22 protein-coding genes are annotated in these 20103 nt (G+C 75.3%); 5 read left to right on the top strand and 17 right to left on the bottom strand.

The annotated features are described in order from the left end of the window. The first annotated feature begins 51 nt into the window (after window positions 1–51). Entirely contained in the window at window positions 52–444 is a 393-nt protein-coding gene (locus tag WAB14_RS16185) for a DUF1844 domain-containing protein (protein WP_340271317.1), read from the top strand. On the opposite strand, the gene WAB14_RS16180 is transcribed toward WAB14_RS16185, so the two are convergent. Beyond that, window positions 405–1694 carry an MFS transporter gene (locus WAB14_RS16180; RefSeq protein WP_340271315.1) on the bottom strand — a complete coding sequence of 430 codons (1290 nt, stop codon included), beginning with the start codon at window positions 1692–1694 and terminating at the stop codon, window positions 405–407. The two genes, WAB14_RS16185 and WAB14_RS16180, sit on opposite strands and share 40 nt — an antisense overlap. An 84-nt stretch (window positions 1695–1778) precedes the next feature. Between WAB14_RS16180 and WAB14_RS16175 the strand changes: the two genes are divergently transcribed. Next, window positions 1779–2234 (top strand): Fur family transcriptional regulator, encoded by a 456-nt coding sequence (locus WAB14_RS16175; protein WP_340271313.1) that lies wholly within the window; start codon window positions 1779–1781, stop codon window positions 2232–2234. Between the two features lie 28 nt (window positions 2235–2262). Here the strand turns inward: WAB14_RS16175 and priA are convergent, their stop codons facing one another. From priA to WAB14_RS16150, 5 genes are read right to left on the bottom strand one after another with little or no spacing between them, the layout of a single operon-like run. Continuing rightward, window positions 2263–3042 (bottom strand): bifunctional 1-(5-phosphoribosyl)-5-((5-phosphoribosylamino)methylideneamino)imidazole-4-carboxamide isomerase/phosphoribosylanthranilate isomerase PriA, encoded by a 780-nt coding sequence (gene priA / locus WAB14_RS16170; protein WP_377003036.1) that lies wholly within the window; start codon window positions 3040–3042, stop codon window positions 2263–2265. 39 nt (window positions 3043–3081) lie between these two features. After that, window positions 3082–3723: an imidazole glycerol phosphate synthase subunit HisH gene (gene hisH, locus WAB14_RS16165; protein WP_340271346.1), complete on the bottom strand. Its 642-nt coding sequence runs from the start codon at window positions 3721–3723 to the stop codon at window positions 3082–3084. A gap of 29 nt (window positions 3724–3752) precedes the next feature. Further along, a complete protein-coding gene (gene hisB / locus WAB14_RS16160) occupies window positions 3753–4355 on the bottom strand; it encodes an imidazoleglycerol-phosphate dehydratase HisB (protein ID WP_340271311.1) in 603 nt (200 codons plus the stop codon). Beyond that, window positions 4352–5539, bottom strand: a complete 1188-nt coding sequence (locus tag WAB14_RS16155; RefSeq protein ID WP_340271310.1) for a histidinol-phosphate transaminase — start codon at window positions 5537–5539, stop codon at window positions 4352–4354. The genes hisB and WAB14_RS16155 overlap by 4 nt, the downstream gene beginning before the upstream one ends. Further along, window positions 5536–6504, bottom strand: coding sequence for an EamA family transporter (locus WAB14_RS16150; protein WP_340271308.1), 969 nt, complete (start codon window positions 6502–6504; stop codon window positions 5536–5538). The genes WAB14_RS16155 and WAB14_RS16150 overlap by 4 nt, the downstream gene beginning before the upstream one ends. 46 nt (window positions 6505–6550) lie before the next feature. Between WAB14_RS16150 and WAB14_RS16145 the strand changes: the two genes are divergently transcribed. Beyond that, the gene (locus WAB14_RS16145; RefSeq protein WP_340271307.1) at window positions 6551–7078 is read left to right on the top strand and encodes a MarR family winged helix-turn-helix transcriptional regulator; all 528 of its coding nucleotides are present in this window, start codon (window positions 6551–6553) and stop codon (window positions 7076–7078) included. Window positions 7079–7090: 12 nt separating this feature from the next. Here WAB14_RS16145 and hisD read toward each other — a convergent pair whose 3' ends face one another. After that, window positions 7091–8392: a histidinol dehydrogenase gene (hisD, locus tag WAB14_RS16140; protein WP_340271345.1), complete on the bottom strand. Its 1302-nt coding sequence runs from the start codon at window positions 8390–8392 to the stop codon at window positions 7091–7093. A gap of 141 nt (window positions 8393–8533) precedes the next feature. Here hisD and ybaK point away from each other — a divergent pair, with 141 nt between their 5' ends. Together ybaK and WAB14_RS16130 are read left to right on the top strand one after the other, a co-directional pair. Then, the gene (gene ybaK / locus WAB14_RS16135) at window positions 8534–9058 is read left to right on the top strand and encodes a Cys-tRNA(Pro) deacylase (RefSeq protein ID WP_340271306.1); all 525 of its coding nucleotides are present in this window, start codon (window positions 8534–8536) and stop codon (window positions 9056–9058) included. A 65-nt stretch (window positions 9059–9123) separates the two neighbouring features. Beyond that, window positions 9124–9792: an LON peptidase substrate-binding domain-containing protein gene (locus WAB14_RS16130; protein WP_340271305.1), complete on the top strand. Its 669-nt coding sequence runs from the start codon at window positions 9124–9126 to the stop codon at window positions 9790–9792. Here WAB14_RS16130 and WAB14_RS16125 read toward each other — a convergent pair. The 10 genes from WAB14_RS16125 to ftsZ form a co-directional block, all read right to left on the bottom strand. Further along, entirely contained in the window at window positions 9789–10394 is a 606-nt protein-coding gene (locus WAB14_RS16125) for a hypothetical protein (RefSeq protein ID WP_340271304.1), read from the bottom strand. The genes WAB14_RS16130 and WAB14_RS16125 overlap by 4 nt on opposite strands. Next, window positions 10391–13945 carry a DNA polymerase III subunit alpha gene (gene dnaE, locus WAB14_RS16120; protein ID WP_340271303.1) on the bottom strand — a complete coding sequence of 1185 codons (3555 nt, stop codon included), beginning with the start codon at window positions 13943–13945 and terminating at the stop codon, window positions 10391–10393. The genes WAB14_RS16125 and dnaE overlap by 4 nt, the downstream gene beginning before the upstream one ends. A gap of 69 nt (window positions 13946–14014) precedes the next feature. Next, the gene (locus WAB14_RS16115; protein WP_340271301.1) at window positions 14015–14938 is read right to left on the bottom strand and encodes an RluA family pseudouridine synthase; all 924 of its coding nucleotides are present in this window, start codon (window positions 14936–14938) and stop codon (window positions 14015–14017) included. Then, window positions 14935–15504 carry a signal peptidase II gene (gene lspA / locus WAB14_RS16110; protein ID WP_377003082.1) on the bottom strand — a complete coding sequence of 190 codons (570 nt, stop codon included), beginning with the start codon at window positions 15502–15504 and terminating at the stop codon, window positions 14935–14937. Before lspA ends, WAB14_RS16115 begins: the two co-directional genes overlap by 4 nt. After that, window positions 15501–16187, bottom strand: a complete 687-nt coding sequence (locus WAB14_RS16105; protein ID WP_340271298.1) for a DivIVA domain-containing protein — start codon at window positions 16185–16187, stop codon at window positions 15501–15503. Before WAB14_RS16105 ends, lspA begins: the two co-directional genes overlap by 4 nt. A gap of 141 nt (window positions 16188–16328) precedes the next feature. Then, on the bottom strand, window positions 16329–16625 hold the full coding sequence (locus WAB14_RS16100; RefSeq protein WP_340271297.1) for a YggT family protein: 297 nt from the start codon (window positions 16623–16625) through the stop codon (window positions 16329–16331). A gap of 71 nt (window positions 16626–16696) precedes the next feature. Further along, window positions 16697–17161 (bottom strand): cell division protein SepF, encoded by a 465-nt coding sequence (locus WAB14_RS16095; protein ID WP_340271296.1) that lies wholly within the window; start codon window positions 17159–17161, stop codon window positions 16697–16699. 63 nt (window positions 17162–17224) lie between these two features. Beyond that, window positions 17225–17953 (bottom strand): YggS family pyridoxal phosphate-dependent enzyme, encoded by a 729-nt coding sequence (locus WAB14_RS16090; RefSeq protein WP_340271295.1) that lies wholly within the window; start codon window positions 17951–17953, stop codon window positions 17225–17227. Further along, window positions 17950–18678, bottom strand: a complete 729-nt coding sequence (locus WAB14_RS16085) for a purine nucleoside phosphorylase YfiH/LACC1 family protein (RefSeq protein WP_340271294.1) — start codon at window positions 18676–18678, stop codon at window positions 17950–17952. Before WAB14_RS16085 ends, WAB14_RS16090 begins: the two co-directional genes overlap by 4 nt. 7 nt (window positions 18679–18685) lie before the next feature. Continuing rightward, complete coding sequence (gene ftsZ / locus WAB14_RS16080) at window positions 18686–20086, bottom strand: cell division protein FtsZ (RefSeq protein WP_340271293.1); 1401 nt, start codon at window positions 20084–20086, stop codon at window positions 18686–18688. Between the last annotated feature and the right edge of the window lie 17 nt (window positions 20087–20103).

Here is a 20103-nt window from a genome sequence, read left to right as displayed (position 1 = left end):
CCCCGGCGGACCGGGTGAACGTCGCGACTGGTCGCCTGCAAGGGTAGCAGGGTGAGTGATTCCCCCCTGACGGACGCCACCGACGCCGCGCGCGACATCGCCGACGTGCCGGCCGTGGAGGTCATCACGACCGCCGCCGTCCACCTCATGAGCGCGGCGGCGGTCAAGTGCGGGCTCGTCGACCCCGCCGACCTCGAGGGCGCGACCGGGGACGACGGGCAGCCGCTGTCCCCCGCCGACCTCATGGACCTCGCCGAGGCGCGCTCGCTCATCACGGCGCTCGCCGGGCTCGTGACCGCCGCTGCCCCCGAGGTGGGGTCGCAGCACGCGCGGGCGCTGCGGGACGGGCTGCGCTCGCTCCAGCTGGCCTTCCGTGACGCCTCGACGGTGCCCGACGAGCCGGGTCAGGGCCCCGGGGAGCGGCTCACCGGGCCGGTGCGCTGACCCGGTCGCCGGGCCCGGCGCAGCAGCGCGAGCCCGGTGAGCGCGAGCGCCCCCGACACCGCCGCGACGACGAGGAACGCGCCCCAGGGTCCGACCTGGTCCGCGACCGCGCCCGCGAGCGGGGCGCCGAGGCTGAAGCCGGCCGTCGTCGCCGAGCCGTGCCAGCCCATGGCCTCGCCGCGGTTGGCGTCGCCGATGCGCCGGCTGACGCCGTCGGCGCTCGACGACAGCGTCGGGGCCGTGAGGAGGCCGCCGGGCACGACGAGGAGGAGGAGCAGCAGCGGGCTGGTCGCCAGGGCGAGCGGCACGGTCGCGAGCGCGAGCCACGCGAGCAGGACCAGCGGGCTGGACGCGCCACGGCGCAGCGCCCCGTACACGAGCCCGCCGACGCCGCTGGCGACGCCCCACGCGGCGAACACCCAGCCGACGAGCCCGACCTCTCCCAGCCCCCGCAGCACCGCGTAGATCCCGATCTCCGACCCCGACAGCACGAGCGCGGCCCCGAAGGCGCACGCGTACATCGCGAGCAGGCCGGGGCTGAGCCAGCGAGGCAGCGGCAGGCGCAGCGGCCGCAGGCGCCGGTCGTCGCCGCCGGTGAGCCCGGCCGACAGGGCGGGCTCGTCGGCCGGCGCTCCCACCGCGTCGCTGCGCAGGCGCGGGTCGAGCACCGCGAGCAGCACACCCGCGAGGGCCTCGCCGACCCCGATGGCGACGAGGGCGACGCGGACGTCGACCTGCGTGGCGGCGAGCACGACGAGCGGCGGCCCGGCGACGAAGCTCGCCTCGACGAGGACGGAGTCGAGCGCGAAGGCGCTGCGCCGCGAGCGCTCGGGCACCACGACCCCGATGGCCTGCCGGACCACCGTGAAGACGGGCACCGCGAGGGCACCCGCGACGAACGCCACGGGCAGCAGGAGCCAGTAGGGGCTGAGGGCCGCCGCGGTCCACAGCACCGGCATCGCGACGATGCTCGGCACGAGGGCGCGACGCAGCCCGAGGCGGTCGACGAGCCGGCCGCGCCACGGGCTGCCGAAGGCGATCCCGACCGTCAGCGCCGCCGTCACGAGACCCGCCTCGAGGTAGCCGCGCCCCAGCCCCTCGGTGACGAGGAGCGTGAGGGCGATGCCGCCGCCGGTGTGCGGGACGCGCGCGAGGACGCCGATGAGGTAGAGCGACGTCATGCCCGGGACGGCGAGGACCTCGCGGTAGGCCCGCAGACCGGTGGCGGGCGGCATCGTGGGCGTCGGCACGGTGGCCCAGTGTGGGGCCTGCGCCCGACCCTCCCGGCACTCTTGAACGGTTCCATATCGGCGTGGTGGGATGTCGGTGTGCAGATGGTGCGCGGACCTTCCACGGCGGGCGCGGCGGCCGACCGGCTGCGGGCCGCGGGGTTGCGGGTCACCCGTCCCCGCGTCGCGGTCCTCGGGGCCGTCGGGGACCACCCGCACGCGACGGCCGAGGAGGTCCTCACCGAGGCGCGCCGTCGGCTGGGGGCGGTGTCGGTCCAGGGCGTCTACGACGCCCTCGCGGCGCTCACCGCCGCGGGCCTGGTCCGCCGCATCGAGCCGCAGCGGCACCCGGCGCGCTTCGAGACCCGGACCGACGACAACCACCACCACGCGGTGTGCCGCTCGTGCGGCGCGGTCAGCGACGTCGACTGCGTCGTGGGCCACGCGCCCTGCCTCGACGCCTCGCCCCCGCACGGGCTCGTGAGCGTCGAGGAGGCGGAGGTCGTCTTCTGGGGCCTGTGCGCCGCGTGCGCGGCCGTCCCCCCGCCGGACGTCGCCTGAGGCGACGCCACCCGAGCCGGGCGGTCGCTCAGCCGGCGACGGCGAGCGCCTCCTGGAGGGTGAAGGCGCCCGCGTACAGCGCCTTCCCGACGATGGCGCCCTCGACGCCGACGGGCACGAGGGCCCGCAGGGCCTCGAGGTCGGCGAGGCTGCTCACGCCGCCGGAGGCGACGACGGGGCGGTCCGTCACCTCGCAGACCTGACGCAGCAGGTCGGTGTTGGGCCCGCGGAGGGTGCCGTCCTTCGTGACGTCGGTGACGACGTAGCGGGCGCAGCCGTCGGCGTCGAGGCGCGCGAGGGTCTCCCACAGGTCCCCGCCCTCCTGCGTCCAGCCGCGGGCGGCGAGGGTGGTGCCGCGCACGTCGAGCCCCACGGCGACGCGGTCGCCGAACTCGCCGATGGCGCGACGGGTCCACTCGGGGTCCTCCAGCGCGGCGGTCCCGAGGTTGACGCGGCGGCAGCCGGTGGCGAGCGCCCGTCGCAGGGACCCGTCGTCGCGGATGCCGCCGGACAGCTCGACGGCGACGCCGCGGTCGCTCACCTGCCGGACGACCTCCGCGAGCTGCTCGGCGTTGCTGCCGCGCCCGAAGGCCGCGTCCAGGTCGACGAGGTGGAGCCAGGCAGCGCCCGCCTCGACCCACGCCAGCGCCGCGGCGAGCGGCTCGCCGTACGTCGTCTCGGACCCCGCCTCCCCCTGGACGAGCCGGACGGCCTGGCCGTCGGCGACGTCGACCGCCGGCAGGAGCTGGAGCGCCGGCGCGTCGGTGGGGTGCGTACGGTCGGCGGAGGGGGTCGGGTCGTCGGTCACGTCCCAGGACGCTAGCCGAGGCGGCAGGCCGCTCCTGCGTCAGGCCAGCCGCCGGACCCAGTGCTCAAGCAGGGCGGCGCCGGCGTCCCCGGACTTCTCCGGGTGGAACTGGGTGGCCGACAGCGCCCCGTTCTCCACGGCCGCGACGAACCGGCAGCCCTCGTGCTCCGCCCACGTGACCGTCGGCGGCGCGAGCCGCTCGGTGCCGAGCGCGGCGACGGGGGCCGGACCGTCGACGCCGTCGGCGAGAACGCCGTAGGAGTGGACGAAGTAGAAGCGCTCGTCGGCGAGCCCGGCGAACAGGACGCTGTCCGCCGGCGCCTCGACCGTGTTCCAGCCCATGTGCGGGACGCGCTCCACCGGCAGCCGCTCGACGGTGCCCGGCCACTGCCCGAGCCCGTCGCGGTCGCCGGCGCCGGGCTCGGTCGAGGACTCGAACATCACCTGCAGGCCGACGCAGATGCCGAGGACGGGGCGCCCCCCGGCGAGGCGCCGACCGACGACCACGTCGCCGCGGACCCGCCGGACGCCCTCGACGACGGCGGCGAAGGCCCCGACGCCGGGCACGACGAGACCGTCGGCGTCGAGGCCGGCCTGCGGGTCGGCGGTCAGCTCGACGTCGGCGCCGACCCGTTCGAGGGCACGGACGGCGGAGCGGACGTTGCCCGAGCCGTGGTCCATGACGACGACGCGGGGCCGGGCGCCGGTGCTCACAGGCTGCCCTTCTCGCTCGGCACCCCCGCCACGCGCGGGTCGGGCTCGACGGCGGCGCGGAACGCGCGCGCGAGGGCCTTGAACTGCGCCTCGACGACGTGGTGCGGGTCGCGCCCGGACAGCACCCGCACGTGGAGGGCGATGCGCGCGTTGTGCGCGAGGGACTCCAGGACGTGCCGGGTGAGGGACCCGACGTAGTGCCCGCCGATGAGGACGTGCTCCTGACCGGCGGGCTCCCCCTCGTGGACGCAGTAGGCGCGGCCCGCGAGGTCGACGGCCGCCTGCGCGAGGCACTCGTCGAGGGGGACGAGGGCGTCGCCGAAGCGGCGGATGCCGGCCTTGTCGCCGAGGGCGGCGTGGATCGCCTGGCCGAGGACGATGCTGACGTCCTCGACCGTGTGGTGGGCGTCGACGTCGACGTCGCCCTCCGCGCGGACGGTGAGGTCGACGAGCGAGTGGCGGGCGAAGGTCGACAGCATGTGGTCGAAGAAGCGGACACCCGTCGAGACCTCCGACCGGCCCGTGCCGTCGAGGTCGAGCTCGACGAGGACCCGGCTCTCCTTCGTGCCCCGCTCGAGGCGGGCGGTGCGGCTGCTCACCGCTCGACCCTAGTGGCGAGGCAGCCACCGCCCGCGGGCGCGTCCTGCCCGCCGACCACCGCCCCGCGCACGTCACCGAGCACGTCACCGAGCGCGGCGAGGAGGGCGTCCGTCTCCGCCGGCGTGCCCGCCGTCATCCGCAGGTACCCGGGCAGGCCGACGTCGCGGACGAGCACCCCGTGCGCGAGCAGCGCCTCGAACGCGGCGCCGGAGTCGGCGAACCCGCCGACGAGGACGAAGTTCGCGTCGCTCGGCACCGGGCGCAGCCCGAGCGCGGCGGTGCCGGCGACGACCCGGTCGCGCTGCTCCTTGAGCGCCTCGACGGTCGACAGCAGCTCGTCGGCGTGGGCGAGCGCCGCCACGGCCGCGGCCTGCGTGAGCGAGGAGAGGTGGTACGGCAGCCGGACGAGCCGCAGCGCCGCGGTGACGGCGGCGTCGGCGGCGAGGTAGCCGAGCCGGGCCCCGGCGAACGCGAACGCCTTGCTCATCGTGCGGGTGACGACGAGCCGGACGCGACCGTCCAGCTGGGTGACGGCGCTCGGGGTGCCGGGGCGGGCGAACTCCGCGTACGCCTCGTCGACGACCACCACGGCGTGCGGCGCGGCCTCGTGGACGGCGCGGACGACGTCGAGGTCGAGCGCGGTGCCCGTCGGGTTGTTCGGGGAGCAGAGGAAGACGACGTCGGGGTCGACCCGCCGGGCCTGCTCCGCGGCGGAGTCCGCCGTCAGGTCGAACGGGTCGCCGGGGCTGCCCGGCCGCGTCCCGTCGACCCACGAGGTCCCCGTGGACGCGCTGATGATCGGGTGCATGGAGTACGCGGGCGTGAAGCCGAGCGCGGTCCGGCCCGGGCCCCCGAAGGCCTGGAGGAGGTGCTGGAGGACCTCGTTCGACCCGTTCGCGGCCCACACCTCGTCGGGGGCCACCGCGACGCCCGTGCTGCGGACGAGCCACGCCGCGAGCGCGTCGCGGAGCGCGGCGAAGTCGCGGTCCGGGTACCGGTTGAGGCCGGGGACGACCGCGGCGACCGCCTCGGTGACGGCGGCGGCGACCGCGGGCGGCAGCGCGTAGGAGCTCTCGTTCGTGTTGAGCCGCACCGGCACGTCGAGCTGCGGGGCCCCGTAGGCGGTGCGCCCGCGCAGGTCGGGGCGCAGGGGCAGGCCGGTGCTGTCCAGTCGGGCGCTCACACGGGCAAGCGTAGGGAGGCGCCGAGGCCGGGCGCCGCCGGGAGGGGGCGCTCCCCGCCGCTCGACCCGGCTCCCGGCAGGGTCTCCCCGGAGGGACCCGGTCCCGAGCCCGGTCGGGCGAGCACCTGGCCCGCGACGACGGCACCGAGGACCAGACCGGCGCCGAGGAGCTGAGCCGGCGTGAGCGACTGCCCGAGCACCAGCCAGCCCAGGCCGGCGGCGACGACGGGCGCCAGGAGCCCGAGGAACGCCACGGCGCCCGCCGACAGGACCCCGAGCCCGAGGAACCACAGCGCGTACGCCAGCCCCGTCCCGACGACGCCGAGCCACGCGTAGCCGAGGAGGGCGTCGGCGTCGAGGAGGGCGAGCGGCAGGGGCCCCTCGACGACGAGCGCCACGGGGAGCAGGACCGTCCCACCTGCCACCAGCTGCCACGACGTCACCGCGAGCAGCGGGGCGGGACGGCCCCACCGCTTGGTGAGGACGACCCCGACGGCCATCGACAGCGCACCCCCGACGGCGGCGAGCACGCCGACGGGGTCGAGGGCGACCGCGGCCCGCAGGACGAGGAGCCCGACCCCGACGACACCGAGGAGCGCGACGACGACGGCCCGCGCCCGGACTCGCTCACCGAGCAGCATGCCCGCGAGGAGGAGGACGACGAGCGGCTGGACCGCGCCGACGGTGGCGGCCACGCCACCGGGCAGGCGGTAGGCACCGACGAAGAGGAGGGCGAAGAACGCGCCGATGTTGAGCACGCCGAGGACGCCGGCCCGCCACCACCAGCGACCTCCCGGGAGGCGACGGGCGACGAGGAGCAGGGCGAGACCGGCCGGCAGGGCGCGCAGCACGGCCGCGGTGAGTGGCCGCTCCGGCGGGAGCAGCTCCGTGGTCGTGAGGTACGTCGTGCCCCAGGCGAGCGGGGCCACGGCGGCGAGCGCGACAGCGACAGGTCGTCTTAGCACTGAGAGATTGTATCTCAACGCTAAGACATTGACTAGGCTGGATCACGTGACGCACGAGGAGCAGGCACCCGCGGACGCCGTCGACCGGTTCCTCGCGCAGTGGCGGCGGGAGCGGCCGGACCTCGACCACTCCCCCGTCGGCGTGGTCGGGCGGCTGTCGCGGGCCGCGCGGCTGGCGGAGCAGCACCTGCGGGAGAACTTCGCGCGGCACGACCTCGACCCCGCCGCCTACGACGTGCTCGCGACGCTGCGCCGGGCCGGGGCACCCTACGAGCTCTCGCCCGGCGACCTGCTGCGCACGTCGATGGTGACGTCCGGCGCCGTGACCCAGCGCCTCGACCGGCTCGAGGCCCGGGGCCTCGTGACGCGCGCGCGCAGCACCGTCGACGCGCGCGCCCGGGTCGTGCGGCTGACGGCGGCGGGCCTCGACGCCGTGGACACGGTGCTGCCGGGCCACCTCGCGACCGAGCGGGCGCTCCTGTCCCCGCTGGACGACGTCGAGCAGGTCCAGCTCGCCGACCTGCTGCGGCGCCTCCTCGCGGCGCACGAGCGGTCCGCCCCGCCGCGGGACTAGGGGGGCGGGACCTCAGAACCGGGCGCGGACGGCGTCCCCGTGCGCGGGCAGGTCCTCGGCGTCGGCCAGCGCGACGACGTGGTCGGCCACGTCGCGGAGTGCGGCCTCGTCGTAGTCGACGACGTGGATGCCGCGCAGGAACGTCTGGACGCTCAGACCGCCGGAGTGGCACGCGCACCCGCCGGTCGGCAGGACGTGGTTGGAGCCGGCGCAGTAGTCGCCGAGGCTCACCGGCGCCCACCGGCCGACGAACACCGCTCCCGCGTTCCGCACGCGGGCGGCGCGCTCGCGGGCGTCGACGGTGTGGATCTCGAGGTGCTCGGCGGCGTAGGCGTCGACGACCTCCATCCCCGCGTCGAGGTCGTCGACGAGGACGATCGCGCTCTGCGGGCCGGCGAGGGCCGTTGCCACGCGGTCGCGGTGCTTGGTGGCGGCGACCTGGCCGACGAGCTGCGCCTGCACCGACTCGGCGAGCGCCGGCGACGGGGTCACGAGGACGGCGGCCGCCATCGGGTCGTGCTCGGCCTGGCTCACGAGGTCCGCGGCGACCGAGCGGGCGTCCGCGCTGTCGTCGGCGAGGATGCCGATCTCGGTGGGTCCCGCCTCCGAGTCGATGCCGATGACGCCCTTGAGGAGCCGCTTGGCCGCGGCGACGTAGATGTTGCCCGGTCCGGTGACGACGTCGACCCCGGGCACGACGAGCGTGCCGGCGGCGTCCCGCGCCCCGTAGGCGAACATGGCGACGGCCTGCGCGCCGCCGACGGCGTAGACCTCGTCGACCCCGAGGAGCGCGCACGCGGCGAGGATCGTCGGGTGCGGCAGGCCGCCGTGGTCGCGCTGGGCGGGGCTCGTGACGGCGATCTGCTCGACACCCGCCTCCTGTGCGGGGACGACGTTCATCACGACGCTGCTCGGGTAGACCGCGAGCCCGCCGGGCACGTAGAGCCCGACCCGCTCGACGGGCACCCACCGCTCGGTGACGCTGCCGCCGGGGACCACCTGCGTCGTGTGGTCGGCGCGACGCTGGTCCGCGTGGACGAGGCGTGCCCGCCGGATCGACTCCTCGAGCGCGGCCCGGACCGCGGGATCGAGGGCGTCGAGGGCGGTCTGCAGCGCTGCGGCCGGCACGCGGACGTCGTCGAGCCGGACCCCGTCGAAGCGCTCCGTGAGGTCGAGGAGGGCCGCGACACCGCGCTCGCGGACGTCGTCGCAGATGGGCCGGACGGTCGCGAGCGCCCCCTCGACGTCGAGGGCCGCCCGAGGGACGACGCCCCGCAGCTCGCGGTGGTGGAGGGCCCGGCCGCGCAGGTCCATCGTGCGGACGAGCGGCGTCGCCGGCTCGCCCTGCTGCAGCTGCTCGAGGGAGGGGCCCGTCACGGTCACCGCTCCATGGTAGGTCGGTGCGGCGGCTGGCCGGTCGTGGCCTGCGTGGTGCTCGTTCGGCATGATCGTCCGGTGGCAGGGCGACGGACGAGCGGCAGGGCGGGTCACGGCGGGACGCCGGCGACGACGGCGCTCAGCGAGGCGGGTGTCGTGCACACCCTCCACCCCTACGACCACGACCCGCGCACCGCCCGGGAGTCCGGGTACGGCCTCGAGGCCGCGGTCGCCCTCGGCCTCGACGCGGCCCGGGTGTACAAGACGCTCCTCGTCACGCTCGAGGGAGCGCCGCGCCCCGGGCTCGGGGTCGCCGTCGTGCCGGTGTCCGGGCGCCTCGACCTCAAGGCGGTGGCGACGGCGCTCGGGGCGAAGCGGGCCGCGATGGCCGCGCCCGCGGCGGCCGAACGGGCCACCGGCTACGTCGTCGGCGGCATCTCCCCCCTCGGCCAGCGGACGCCGCTGCCGACCGTCGTCGACTCCACCGCGCTGGAGCACGAGGTCGTCTACGTCAGCGGGGGCCGTCGGGGCCTCGACGTCGGGCTCGCCCCGACGGACCTCGTCGCCCTGACCGGCGCGGTCACCGCCGACGTCGCCCGCTGACCCACGCCCGTCGGCACCGACGTGCCGGCCGGGCCGGTCGCGCGGGCTCGTCCTAGGGTGACGGGGTGAGCACGCTGGTCCCGCTCTTCCCGCTGGGGACGGTGCTCGTGCCGGGGCTCGTCCTGCCCCTCCACGTGTTCGAGGCCCGCTACCGACGTCTCGTCGCGGACCTGCTCGCCGCCCCGGAGGACGAGCAGCGGTTCGGGGTCGTCGCGATCAAGGCGGGGCACGAGGTCGGCACCGACGGCGTCCGCGCCCTCCACGACGTCGGCACCCTCGCGGACCTCACGGAGGTGCAGGCGCTGCCGGACGGCCGTTACGACGTCCAGACGGTCGGTTCCCGACGCTTCCGCCTGCTCGACCTCGACGAGGACTCGGGACGCCCGGACGCCGCCGTGCCGTACCTGCGGGGCCGCGTCGAGCTGCTGCCCGAGCCGACCGACGAGCTGGCCCCTCTCCTCGTGCCCGCGGTCAGGGCCGCCTTCGAGCGGTACCGGTCGCGGCTGCGCGGGACGGAGGCCACGGTCCCCGGCGACCCGCTCATGCTCTCGTACACGGTGGCGGCCAACATGCTCCTCGACCTCGTCGACCGGCAGCGGCTGCTCGAGGCCCCCGACACCGCGGCGCGGCTGCGCCTCGCGCTCCGGCTGCTCGCCCGCGAGGACGTTCTCGTCTCGGTCCTGCGCGCGGTCCCCGCCACCGACCTGGTCCGCCGCCCGGCGACGCCGAACTAGCCCCGCGACCCGGCCCGGTGCCACGCCTCCCAGGCGAGCTCGCGGACGGTGTCGACGACGACGATGACGGCGACGCCGAGGGGCCACAGCAGGCCGCCGACGACGGCGGACACCCCGGGCCGTGGCCCGACGAGGGCGGCCACCTGCTCGGCCGGCAGGTCCGCGACGTCACCGACCGGGCCGGGCACTGCGAGCTCGAGGAGCCACCCCGTCGTCCACGCGAGGGCGGCGCCCACGACGCCGCCGACGAGCAGGCCGACGAGCCGGCCGACGGAGCGGACGTCGGGGCGCTCCTCCCGCACCAGCACCCAGCCGATCCCGAGCAGCACCCCGACGACGAGGCACGCGAGCGCGAAGCCGGCGTCGACCGCGCCGCGGGACTGGACGAGGGCGAGGTAGCCGTCCCCCGGCGAGCGCCGACCACCGGGGACGACGAACCACCACACGGCCCCGACGACCGGGGCGAGCGCCGCGGAGACGAGCAGCGCCCGGACGGCGGCGCGGCGGGGGTCGACGCGCCGGCGCGGCCGACGCAGCGGCGCGGCGGGGGCGGAGGGCACGGCGGGCGCGTCGGGGCCGACGACGTCGTCGCGCTCGCTCACCCCAGGCACGCGGGGCCGAGCAGCGCCTTGAGGTCGCCGAACAGGGCGGGCGTCACCGTGACGCGGAGCCCGTCGTCCAGGCGCATGAGCGTCTCGCGACCGGGCTGGCGCAGCTGGAGGCGGACCTCGGTCGTGCCGGGGTGCGTGTCGAGGACGGTTCGCAGCCGCTCGACGACCACTGGGGTGCACCGGGCGACGTCGAGCTGGATGGTGACCGGCCCGTCGGCGCTCGTGTCGATGTCGGGCAGCGTGATCTCGGTCGCCCGGACGCTCACCGCCCCGTCGTCGGAGCGGGAGAGGTCCCCCTTGACGACGACGACGACGTCCTCGGCGAGCACGGGCCCGGCGATCTCGTACTGGCTGGGGAACACGAGGACCTCGACGGAGCCCGCGAGGTCCTCGACGGTGACGATCGCCCACGTCTTGCCCTGCCGCGAGATCTTTCGCTGGACCCCGGTCACGAGCCCGGCGATCGTCACCTTCGCGCGGTCGCGGAGCGACTCGTCGGTGGCGAGCTGCCCGATCGAGACGTCGGCGAGCCGCACGAGGACGCCCTCGATGCCGCTGAGCGGGTGGTCGGAGACGTAGAGGCCGAGCATCGAGCGCTCCCGGGCGAGCAGCTCCTTCTTGTCCCACTCCGGGAGGTCCGGCACCTGCGTCGAGACGCCGGCCGCGACCGTGCCGCCGGTGCCGTCGTCGCCACCGAGCCCGGCGAAGAGGTCGAACTGCCCGTCGGCCTGCTTGCGCTTGAGCGCGACGGCCTCGTCGACGGCCTCCTCGAGGACCGCCGTGAGGGAACGGCGCGTGTGGCCGAGGGCGTCGAAGGCGCCGGCGGCGACGAGGGACTCGACCGTCCGCTTGTTGCACACGGGCGCCGGCACCTTGTCGAGGAAGTCGCGGAAGTCGGTGTACTGGCCCTTCTCCTCACGGGCCGCGACCACGGCGTCGACGACCGTCCCGCCGACGTTCCGCACCGCCTCGAGGCCGAAGCGGATCGACCCGCCGACCGGGGTGTAGTCGCGGGCGGAGGTGTTGACGTCCGGCGGCAGGACCTCGATGCCCATCCGCCGGCACTCCTGGAGGTAGAGGGCGGACTTGTCCTTGTCGTCGCGCACGCTCGTGAGCAGCGCCGCCATGTACTCCGCCGGGTAGTTGGCCTTGAGGTAGGCCGTCCAGTAGCTGACGAGCCCGTACGCAGCGGTGTGCGACTTGTTGAAGGCGTAGTCGGAGAACGGGACGAGGATGTCCCACAGCGTCCGGATGGCGTCGTCGGAGTAGCCGTTGGCGCGCATGCCGGCCTGGAAGCCGACGAACTCCGCGTCGAGCACCTCGCGCTTCTTCTTGCCCATCGCGCGGCGGAGCAGGTCCGCCTTGCCGAGCGTGTACCCGGCGAGGCGCCGGGCGATGTCCATGACCTGCTCCTGGTAGACGATGAGCCCGTACGTGTTCCCGAGGATCGGCGCGAGCGCCTCCTCGAGCTCCGGGTGCGGGTAGCTCACCGGCTGCAGGCCGTTCTTGCGCAGCGCGTAGTTCGTGTGGGAGCCGGCGCCCATCGGTCCGGGCCGGTACAGGGCGAGGACGGCGGAGATGTCCTCGAAGGTGTCCGGCTTCATCTGGCGCAGCAGCGCGCGCATGGGCCCGCCGTCGAGCTGGAACACCCCGAGGGTGTCGCCGCGGCCCAGCAGCTCGTACGTCGCGGGGTCGGTCATGTCCTTCGACAGGGCGTCGAGGTCGATGTCGACGCCGGTGTTCGCCTGCACGTTGCGCAGCGCGTCGTCCATGATCGTGAGGTTGCGCAGGCCGAGGAAGTCCATCTTGACCAGGCCGAGCGTCTCGCAGCTCGGGTAGTCGAACTGCGTGATGATCTGCCCGTCCTGCTCGCGGCGCATGAGCGGGATGAGGTCGATGAGCGGCTCGCTCGACATGATGACGCCGGCGGCGTGGACGCCCCACTGGCGCTTGAGGTTCTCCAGGCCCCGGGCGCGCTCGATGACGCCCCTCGCCTCCGGGTCGGTGTCGTGGAGGGTGCGGAACTCCCCCGCCTCGGCGTAGCGCTTGTGCTGCGGGTCGAAGATCCCCGACAGGGGGATGTCCTTGCCCATGACGGCGGGCGGCATCGCCTTCGTGAGCCGCTCCCCCATCGAGAACGGGTGACCGAGGACGCGGCTCGCGTCCTTCAGGGCCTGCTTCGCCTTGATCGTGCCGTACGTGACGATCATGGCGACGCGGTCGTCGCCGTAGCGCTCGGTGACGTAGCGGATGACCTCGGCCCGGCGCCGGTCGTCGAAGTCGACGTCGAAGTCGGGCATCGACTGGCGCTCGGGGTTGAGGAACCGCTCGAAGATGAGGCCGTGCGCCAGCGGGTCGAGGTCGGTGATGCCCATCGCGTACGCGCACATCGAGCCCGCGCCCGACCCGCGCCCGGGACCGACCCGGATGCCGCTGCGCTTCGCCCAGTTGATGAAGTCCGCGACGACGAGGAAGTAGCCGGGGTAGCCCTTGCCGACGATGACCTCGGTCTCGTACTCCGCCTGCTTCCGGGACGCCTCCGGGACCCCCTCGGGGTAGCGGCGCGCGAGGCCCCGCTCGACCTCCTTGACGAACCACGACGTCTCGTCCTCCCCCGGCGGGCAGGGGAAGCGGGGCATGTAGCGGCCCTCGCCCTCGGTGAACCGCACGTCGCAGCGCTCGGCGACGAGGAGGGTGTTGTCGCACGCCTCCGGCAGCTCGCGGAACAGGTGCCGCATCTCGGCGGGGCTCTTGAGGTAGTAGCCGTCGCCGTCGAACTTGAAGCGCTTGGGGTCGTCGAGGCGGGACCCGGACTGGACGCAGAGGAGGACCTCGTGCGCGGCCGCGTCGGCCTGCGTCGTGTAGTGAAGGTCGTTGGTCGCGAGCAGGGGGAGGTCGAGGTCGCGGGCGATGCGCAGCAGGTCGTCGCGGACGCGGCGCTCGATGTCGAGGCCGTGGTCCATGAGCTCGCAGAAGACGTTCCCGGCGCCGAACAGGTCCTTGAGCTCCGCCGCGGCCCGCACCGCCTCGTCGTACTGCCCGAGCCGCAGCCGCGTCTGCACCTCGCCCGACGGGCAGCCGGTCGTCGCGATGAGCCCGCGGCGGTGGCGGTGGAGGATCTCGCGGTCCATGCGGGGCTTGAAGTAGAAGCCCTCCATGCTCGCGAGGCTCGAGAGCCGGAACAGGTTGTGCATGCCCTCGGTGGTCTCCGCGAGCAGCGTCATGTGCGTGTAGGCCCCGCCGCCGGAGACGTCGTCCCGGTCCGACGTCGTGCTGTCGCCGTAGCGGACCCGCGTCCGGTCGAAGCGGCTCGTGCCGGGCGTGACGTACGCCTCCGTGCCGATGATCGGCTTGATGCCGGCCCTCGTGGCCTTCGACCAGAACTCGTAGGCGCCGAAGACGTTGCCGTGGTCCGTCATCGCGACCGACGTCATGCCGAGCCGCTCGGTCTCCGCGAACAGCTCACCGATGCGGGCGGCACCGTCGAGCATCGAGTACTCGGTGTGCACGTGGAGGTGGGCGAAGGAGTCGGCGGCGGGCATCGGGCGCAGTCTAGGTCGGCGCCCGGACGCTCCGGCGGTGTCCACGCCGGGCCGGCTCCGTCGACCGGCTCAGCCGGAGCGGAGCACCTCGAGGGCGTGGGCGAGGTCGTCCGGGTAGGCGGACGTGAGGTGGACCCGCTCGCCGGTGCCGGGGTGGTCGAAGGCCAGACCGACGGCGTGCAGCCACTGGCGCTGCAGACCGAGGCGCGCGGCGAGGGTGGGGTCCGCGCCGTACGTGAGGTCACCGACGCACGGGTGACGCAGCGCCGACATGTGGACGCGGATCTGGTGGGTGCGACCGGTCTCGAGGTGGATCTCGAGCAGCGTCGCGGCGCGGAACGCCTCGAGCGTGTCGTAGTGCGTGACGCTCGGCCGGCCGTCGGCCACCACGGCCCAGCGGTACGAGTGCGTCGGGTGCCGGCCCACGGGAGCGTCGACGGTGCCCCTCGTGGGGTCCGGGTGGCCCTGGACGACCGAGTGGTACGTCTTGTCGACGGTCCGCTGCCGGAACTGGTCCTTCAGGGAGCTGTACGCGCGCTCGCTCTTCGCCACCGCCATCAGCCCCGACGTGCCGACGTCGAGGCGGTGGACGACACCCTGCCGCTCGCTCGCCCCGCTCGTGCTGATCCGGTACCCGGCGGCGGCGAGGCCACCGACGACCGTCGGTCCCGACCAGCCCGGCGACGGGTGCGCGGCGACCCCGACCGGCTTGTCGACGACGACGACGTCGTCGTCGTCGTGGACGACCCGCATGCCCTCGACGGGCTCCGCGTCGGCGGTGGGGGCGGCCTCCGCGTCGGGCAGCTCGACCGCGAGCCAGGACCCGGGCAGCAGCCGGTCGGACTTCCCCACGGGGCGGTCGTCGACCGTGACGAGCCCGGCGGCCGCGAGCTCGGCCGCCCTCGTCCGCGAGACGCCGAGCAGCCGCGACAGGCCCGCGTCGACGCGCTCCCCCGCCAGTCCGTCCGGCACCGGCAGCGAGCGGCTGCTCACGGCTCGCGGCCGGGGCCGTCCGCCCCACCGGCGGTGTCCGCGGTCGGCGGCGCCGCGGGGAGCGGGTCACGGAACGGCACGTCGCGCAGGGAGAGCAGCACGACGAGGCACGCCCCCGTCACGACGCAGATGTCCGCCACGTTGAAGATCGGGAAGCTCGGCAGCTGGAAGAAGTCGACGACCTCGCCGCGCCCGACGCCCGGCGGACGGAGCAGGCGGTCGGTGAGGTTGCCGAGCGCCCCGCCGAGGAGCAGCCCGAGCGCCAGGCCCCACGCCGGTCGCGTGGTGCGGGTGAGCGCGACGACCATGACGACGCACGCGACGACCGCGAAGCTCGAGATGAACGGCGTCAGCGTCGTGCCGAGGCCGAAGGCCGCCCCCGAGTTGTAGTACAGGGTGAGGCCGAGCACGTCCCCGAGGACGTCGACCCGCTGCCCTGGTTCGAGCCGCTGCTCCGCGAGGAGCTTCGTCACCTGGTCGACGGCGACGACCACAGCAGCCGCGGCCGCCCCCGCGACGAGCGGGCGACGGCCGCGGGAGGTGCCGCGAGGTGCGCTGGGGCTCAGCTCTGGCCCCCGAAGGGGAACCCGCCGGCGGCCGCGGTGTCGTCACCGCCGAGGCTGCGCGCCCCGGGGGTGCGACCGGGCACGACCTGGCCCTTGTTCTCGAGCTCACGGAGCTGGTTCTCGAGGTAGCTCTTGAGGCGGCTGCGGTAGTCGCGCTCGAAGCCGCGCAGCTCGTCGATCTTGCGCTCGAGGAGGGCCCGCTCCTGCTCGAGGTTGCCGAGCGTCTGCTGCTGCTTCTCCTCCGCCTCGCGCACGAGGCGGGTGGCCGTCTCCTGCGCCTCCGACACGAGCCGGTCGCGCTCCTGCTCGCCGTTGCGCACGTGCTCGTCGTGGAGACGCTGGGCGAGGGCGAGCATGCCGGACACGTCGCCGCTGCCGCCGCCGTCGCCACCGGTCGCTGCGGGCGCGAGGGGCGCCGCGGGGGCGGGCGCGTCGGCCGGTGCGGCCACCGGGGCCGGCGCGGGCGCCGGGACGGACTCCCCCGACCCGCCACGGGACAGCTCCGCGACGCGACCCTCGCACTGCGAGAGCTGACGGCGGAGGTCCTCGTTCTCCTCGTTGAGGCGACGGAGCTCGGCCACCACCTCGTCGAGGAAGTCGTCGACCTCGTCCTGGTCGTACCCCTCGCGGAACTTCGTGGGGTTGAACCGCTTCTGGACCACGTCGTCTGCGGTCAACGGCATCTCGTCACCTCGTCGATCTGATCATGGGGAGCAGCGGCCCCCGTCACGGTAGCGGACGAACGTTCGGCCACAGTCACCGCTGGCGACCGTGGGCGGAAGGGTACTCGGCGAGGGCCTCGGGGAGCGCGACGGACGCGCCCGTCAGACCGAGGCGGCGAGCGACGCCAGCACGTTGTAGAGCACGACCACCACGAGGAAGAGGATCATGAAGCCGAGGTCGAGCCGGATGGAGCCGATCGTCAGCGGCGGGATCACCCTGCGCAGCGCGTTGAGCGGCGGGTCGGTCGCGGAGTAGACGACCTCGAGCGCCACCACGATGGGCCCCGACGGTCGCCAGTCCCGCGAGAACACCTGGACCCACCCGACGACCAGGCGGGCGAAGAGCAGGATCAGGTAGAGGAAGACGACGAACGCGAGGATCCCGAAGACGACGCCCACGCCTGCAGCCTAAGGTCCCCGTCGGGCGGTCCGTGACGCGAGGTGCGGACGCCCGCGCCACCGACCGGCCGTCACGACTGGTTGAACAGCCCCGCCCCGGCGGTCACCTCGTGCTTCTCGTTCGTCACCTCGACGGCGGACGGCGAGAGGAGGAAGACCTTGTTCGTCACGCGCTCCACCGCGCCGTGGAGGCCGAACACGAGACCCGCGGCGAAGTCGACGAGCCGCTTGGCCTCGACGTCCGTCATGTCGGACAGGTTCATGATCACCGGCACGCCCTCGCGGAAGTGCTCACCGATGATCTTGGCGTCGTTGTACGTGCGGGGGTGGACGGCGGTGATGCGCTGCAGGTCCCCGGACGCCCGCACGGCGCTCGGCAGGTGGGTCACGGTCGCCCCCCTCGGCTCGACGGCACGACGCTCGACCCGGTCGGGGCGGCGCTCGGGCTCCTGCTCGAGCTCGTCGGTCTCGTAGTCGTCGTAGTGCTCGTCCTCGGCGAGGCCGAGGTACACCAAGGTCTTGCGTAGCGCGCCCATGACGCCCTCCTCCTGCCGGGTGTTCCTGCTGCTCACGGGCCTGCGGAGCCCGTGGTCACGACGCTAGCCGAGCGGCGGTCGCGGACCGAGGACCGCGGCCCCGACACGCAGGTGTGTCGCGCCGTGCCGCACGGCCTGCTCGAGGTCGCCGCTCATGCCGGCGCTGACCGCGGTGGCCGACGGGTGCGCCGCGACCACCTCGTCGGACAGCTCCCGCAGCCGGGCGAAGGCCCGGTCGGGGTCCGCTCCCAGCGGGGCGACCGCCATGAGCCCGAGCAGGGCGAGCCCCTCGGCGGTCGCGACCGCCTCGCACAGCGGGAGCAGCGCGTCGGCCCGGACGCCGCCCCGCTCCGGGTCGCCGTCGAGGCTCACCTGCACGAAGCACCCGAGCGGACCCGCGGCGCCGTCCTCGGCGGCGTCCGCCGCCCCCCGGGCGAGCACGGGGACCAGCCGCGGGTCGTCCACGGAGTGCACGGTGTCGGCCAGGCGCGCCGTCGCCCGCGCCTTGTTCCGCTGGAGCCGCCCGATGGCGTGCCACCGCAGCCGGGTCACCGCCTCGTCGCCGGCGAGCGCCGCCCGCTTGTCGCGCAGCTCCGGCAGGCGCGCCTCCCCGACGTCGCGGACGCCGATCCCGGCGAGGCGGCGCACGTCGTCGGCCGGGTACGTCTTCGTGACGACGACGAGCGTGACGTCGGTGGTACGCCGCCCCGCAGCGGCGCAGGCGTCGGCGATCCGCGCGCGGACGCGGCCGAGGGCCGACACCAGCTCGGCCCGTCGGGCGTCCTCGCTCACGCCGGGTCCACCACCACGACGGCCGCGTGCCGGCGGGGGGTGGCGTCGCGCCGGTGGCTCGCGAGGTCCGGGGACTCCAGCGTGCACCGGCACCACGCGAGGTCGAGCGCGACGGGTCCGCCGTCGAGCACGGGGTCGGCGGGCCGGGCCAGCTGCGCCCGGACCCCCGCCACGATGTCGACGGCCGGCGTGCCGATGCGGGTCGTGGCCGCGGCCTCGGGGACCGCGGTCGCCACCTCGGCGCGCAGGGCGTCCGGCACCTCGTAGCAGCGCCCGCACACCGTGGGCCCCGCGCGGGCCACGACGCGCCTGGCTCCCGCGGCCCGCAGGGCGCGCACGGCCCGGCGTGCGATGCCGAGCTGCAGACCCCGCCGCCCCACGTGGACCGCCGCCGCCACGCCGGCGTCGGGGTCGGCCAGGAGCAGCGGCATGCAGTCGGCGGCGCGGACGCCGACCGCGAGGGGCGCCTCGAGCCGGTCGCCGCGCACGAGCACGGCGTCGGCCTCGGGGGCCGGCCCGGGCCAGGGGCCGGTCGCCTCGACGACGCGGTCGCCGTGGACCTGGGTCGGGAGCAGGAGCCGCTCGGTCGGCACCCCGAGCGCCCGCGCCACGCTCGTGCGGCCCGCACCGTCGTCGACGCGACCGAGGTCGACGTCGCCGGTCAGCACGAGCCGCACGGCCCCGAGCGCCACCTCGTCGTGCAGGACGCCGGGGGTCGCGCTCACGTGGGGCTCACGACGACGGCTTGACGAAGTCCGGCACGTCGAGGTCGTCGTCGTCGAGGAAGCCGGGCCGGCGGCGGGCACCGTCGGCGGGGAGCTCGACGACCCGCGGCGCCGCACCGACCGGCACCGGCTCGGGGGCCCGGCTCGGCGCCGGGACACCGCCGTGGCCGCGGTCGACCGTGTGGTCCGGCGTGGGGTGACCGCCGTGCTCGTGCTGTGCGCCCGGCTGGTGGTGGGCCGGGGCCGGGGCGTGCGGCCGCGGCGCCGCCGGCTGCTGCCCGGCGGCCGGTGCGGTGACACCCTCGCGCCCCGCCGACCCGGCGTGCCCGTTGGCCCCGTGGGCGCCGGCGCTGCCGTTCGCGCCGGTGGCGCCGGTGTGGTGCGCCGCGGGAGCGGCCTGCCCGGCGGGGAGGCTGCCGGGCACGCGCGCGGCGCCGGGCAGCTCGCCCCGGGCCGCGGCCTCCTTCTCGTCGAAGCCGGCCGCGATGACCGTGACGCGCACCTCGTCGCCGAGGGCGTCGTCGATGACGGCGCCGAAGATGATGTTCGCCTCGGCGTGCGCGGCCTCCTGCACGAGCCGCGCCGCCTCGTTGATCTCGAACAGCCCGAGGTCCGAGCCACCCTGGATCGACAGCAGGACCCCCTGCGCGCCGTCGACGCTCGCCTCGAGCAGCGGGGAGCTGATCGCCATCTCGGCCGCGCAGACCGCGCGGTCCTCGCCGCGGGCGGAGCCGATGCCCATGAGGGCGGTGCCCGCCCCCTGCATGACGCTCTTGACGTCGGCGAAGTCGAGGTTGATGAGGCCGGGCGTCGTGATGAGGTCGGTGATGCCCTGGACGCCGGACAGCAGCACCTGGTCGGCGGAGCGGAAGGCGTCGAGGACGCTGATCCCGCGGTCGCTGATCGACAGCAGCCGGTCGTTGGGGATGGTGATGAGGGTGTCGACCTCGGCCTGGAGGGCGGCGATGCCGTTCTCGGCCGACAGGGCGCGGCGGCGGCCCTCGAAGGTGAAGGGGCGGGTGACGACGCCGATCGTGAGGGCGCCGAGCGACCGGGCGATCTTCGCGACGACGGGGGCGCCACCGGTGCCGGTGCCGCCGCCCTCGCCGGCCGTGACGAAGACCATGTCGGCCCCGCGGAGGACCTCCTCGATCTCCTCGGCGTGGTCCTCGGCGGCCTTCTTCCCGACCTCGGGGTCGGCGCCGGCGCCGAGGCCGCGCGTGAGGTCGCGACCCACGTCGAGCTTGACGTCGGCGTCGCTCATGAGCAGCGCCTGCGCGTCGGTGTTGACCGCGATGAACTCGACGCCCCGCAGGCCGCTCTCGATCATGCGGTTCACCGCGTTGACACCGCCGCCGCCGATACCGACGACCTTGATGACGGCGAGGTAGTTCTGCGGTGCGGCCATGGGCGTACCTCTCGCTG

Source organism: Aquipuribacter nitratireducens (assembly GCF_037860835.1).
Classification (GTDB): Bacteria; Actinomycetota; Actinomycetes; order Actinomycetales; family JBBAYJ01; genus Aquipuribacter; species Aquipuribacter nitratireducens.
This window is presented reverse-complemented; position numbering and strand designations above follow the sequence as displayed.

Excerpts from the sequence above, each read along its gene's own strand:
- WAB14_RS16175 (WP_340271313.1), top strand. The coding sequence starts at position 1,779 with ATGGTGCGCGGACCTTCCACGGCGGGCGCGGCGGCCGACCGGCTGCGG.
- hisH (WP_340271346.1), bottom strand. The coding sequence starts at position 3,723 with ATGGACCACGGCTCGGGCAACGTCCGCTCCGCCGTCCGTGCCCTCGAA.
- hisD (WP_340271345.1), bottom strand. The coding sequence starts at position 8,392 with ATGGACCTGCGCGGCCGGGCCCTCCACCACCGCGAGCTGCGGGGCGTC.
- dnaE (WP_340271303.1), bottom strand. The coding sequence starts at position 13,945 with ATGCCCGCCGCCGACTCCTTCGCCCACCTCCACGTGCACACCGAGTAC.
- WAB14_RS16105 (WP_340271298.1), bottom strand. The coding sequence starts at position 16,187 with ATGCCGTTGACCGCAGACGACGTGGTCCAGAAGCGGTTCAACCCCACG.
- WAB14_RS16095 (WP_340271296.1), bottom strand. The coding sequence starts at position 17,161 with ATGGGCGCGCTACGCAAGACCTTGGTGTACCTCGGCCTCGCCGAGGAC.
- ftsZ (WP_340271293.1), bottom strand. The coding sequence starts at position 20,086 with ATGGCCGCACCGCAGAACTACCTCGCCGTCATCAAGGTCGTCGGTATC.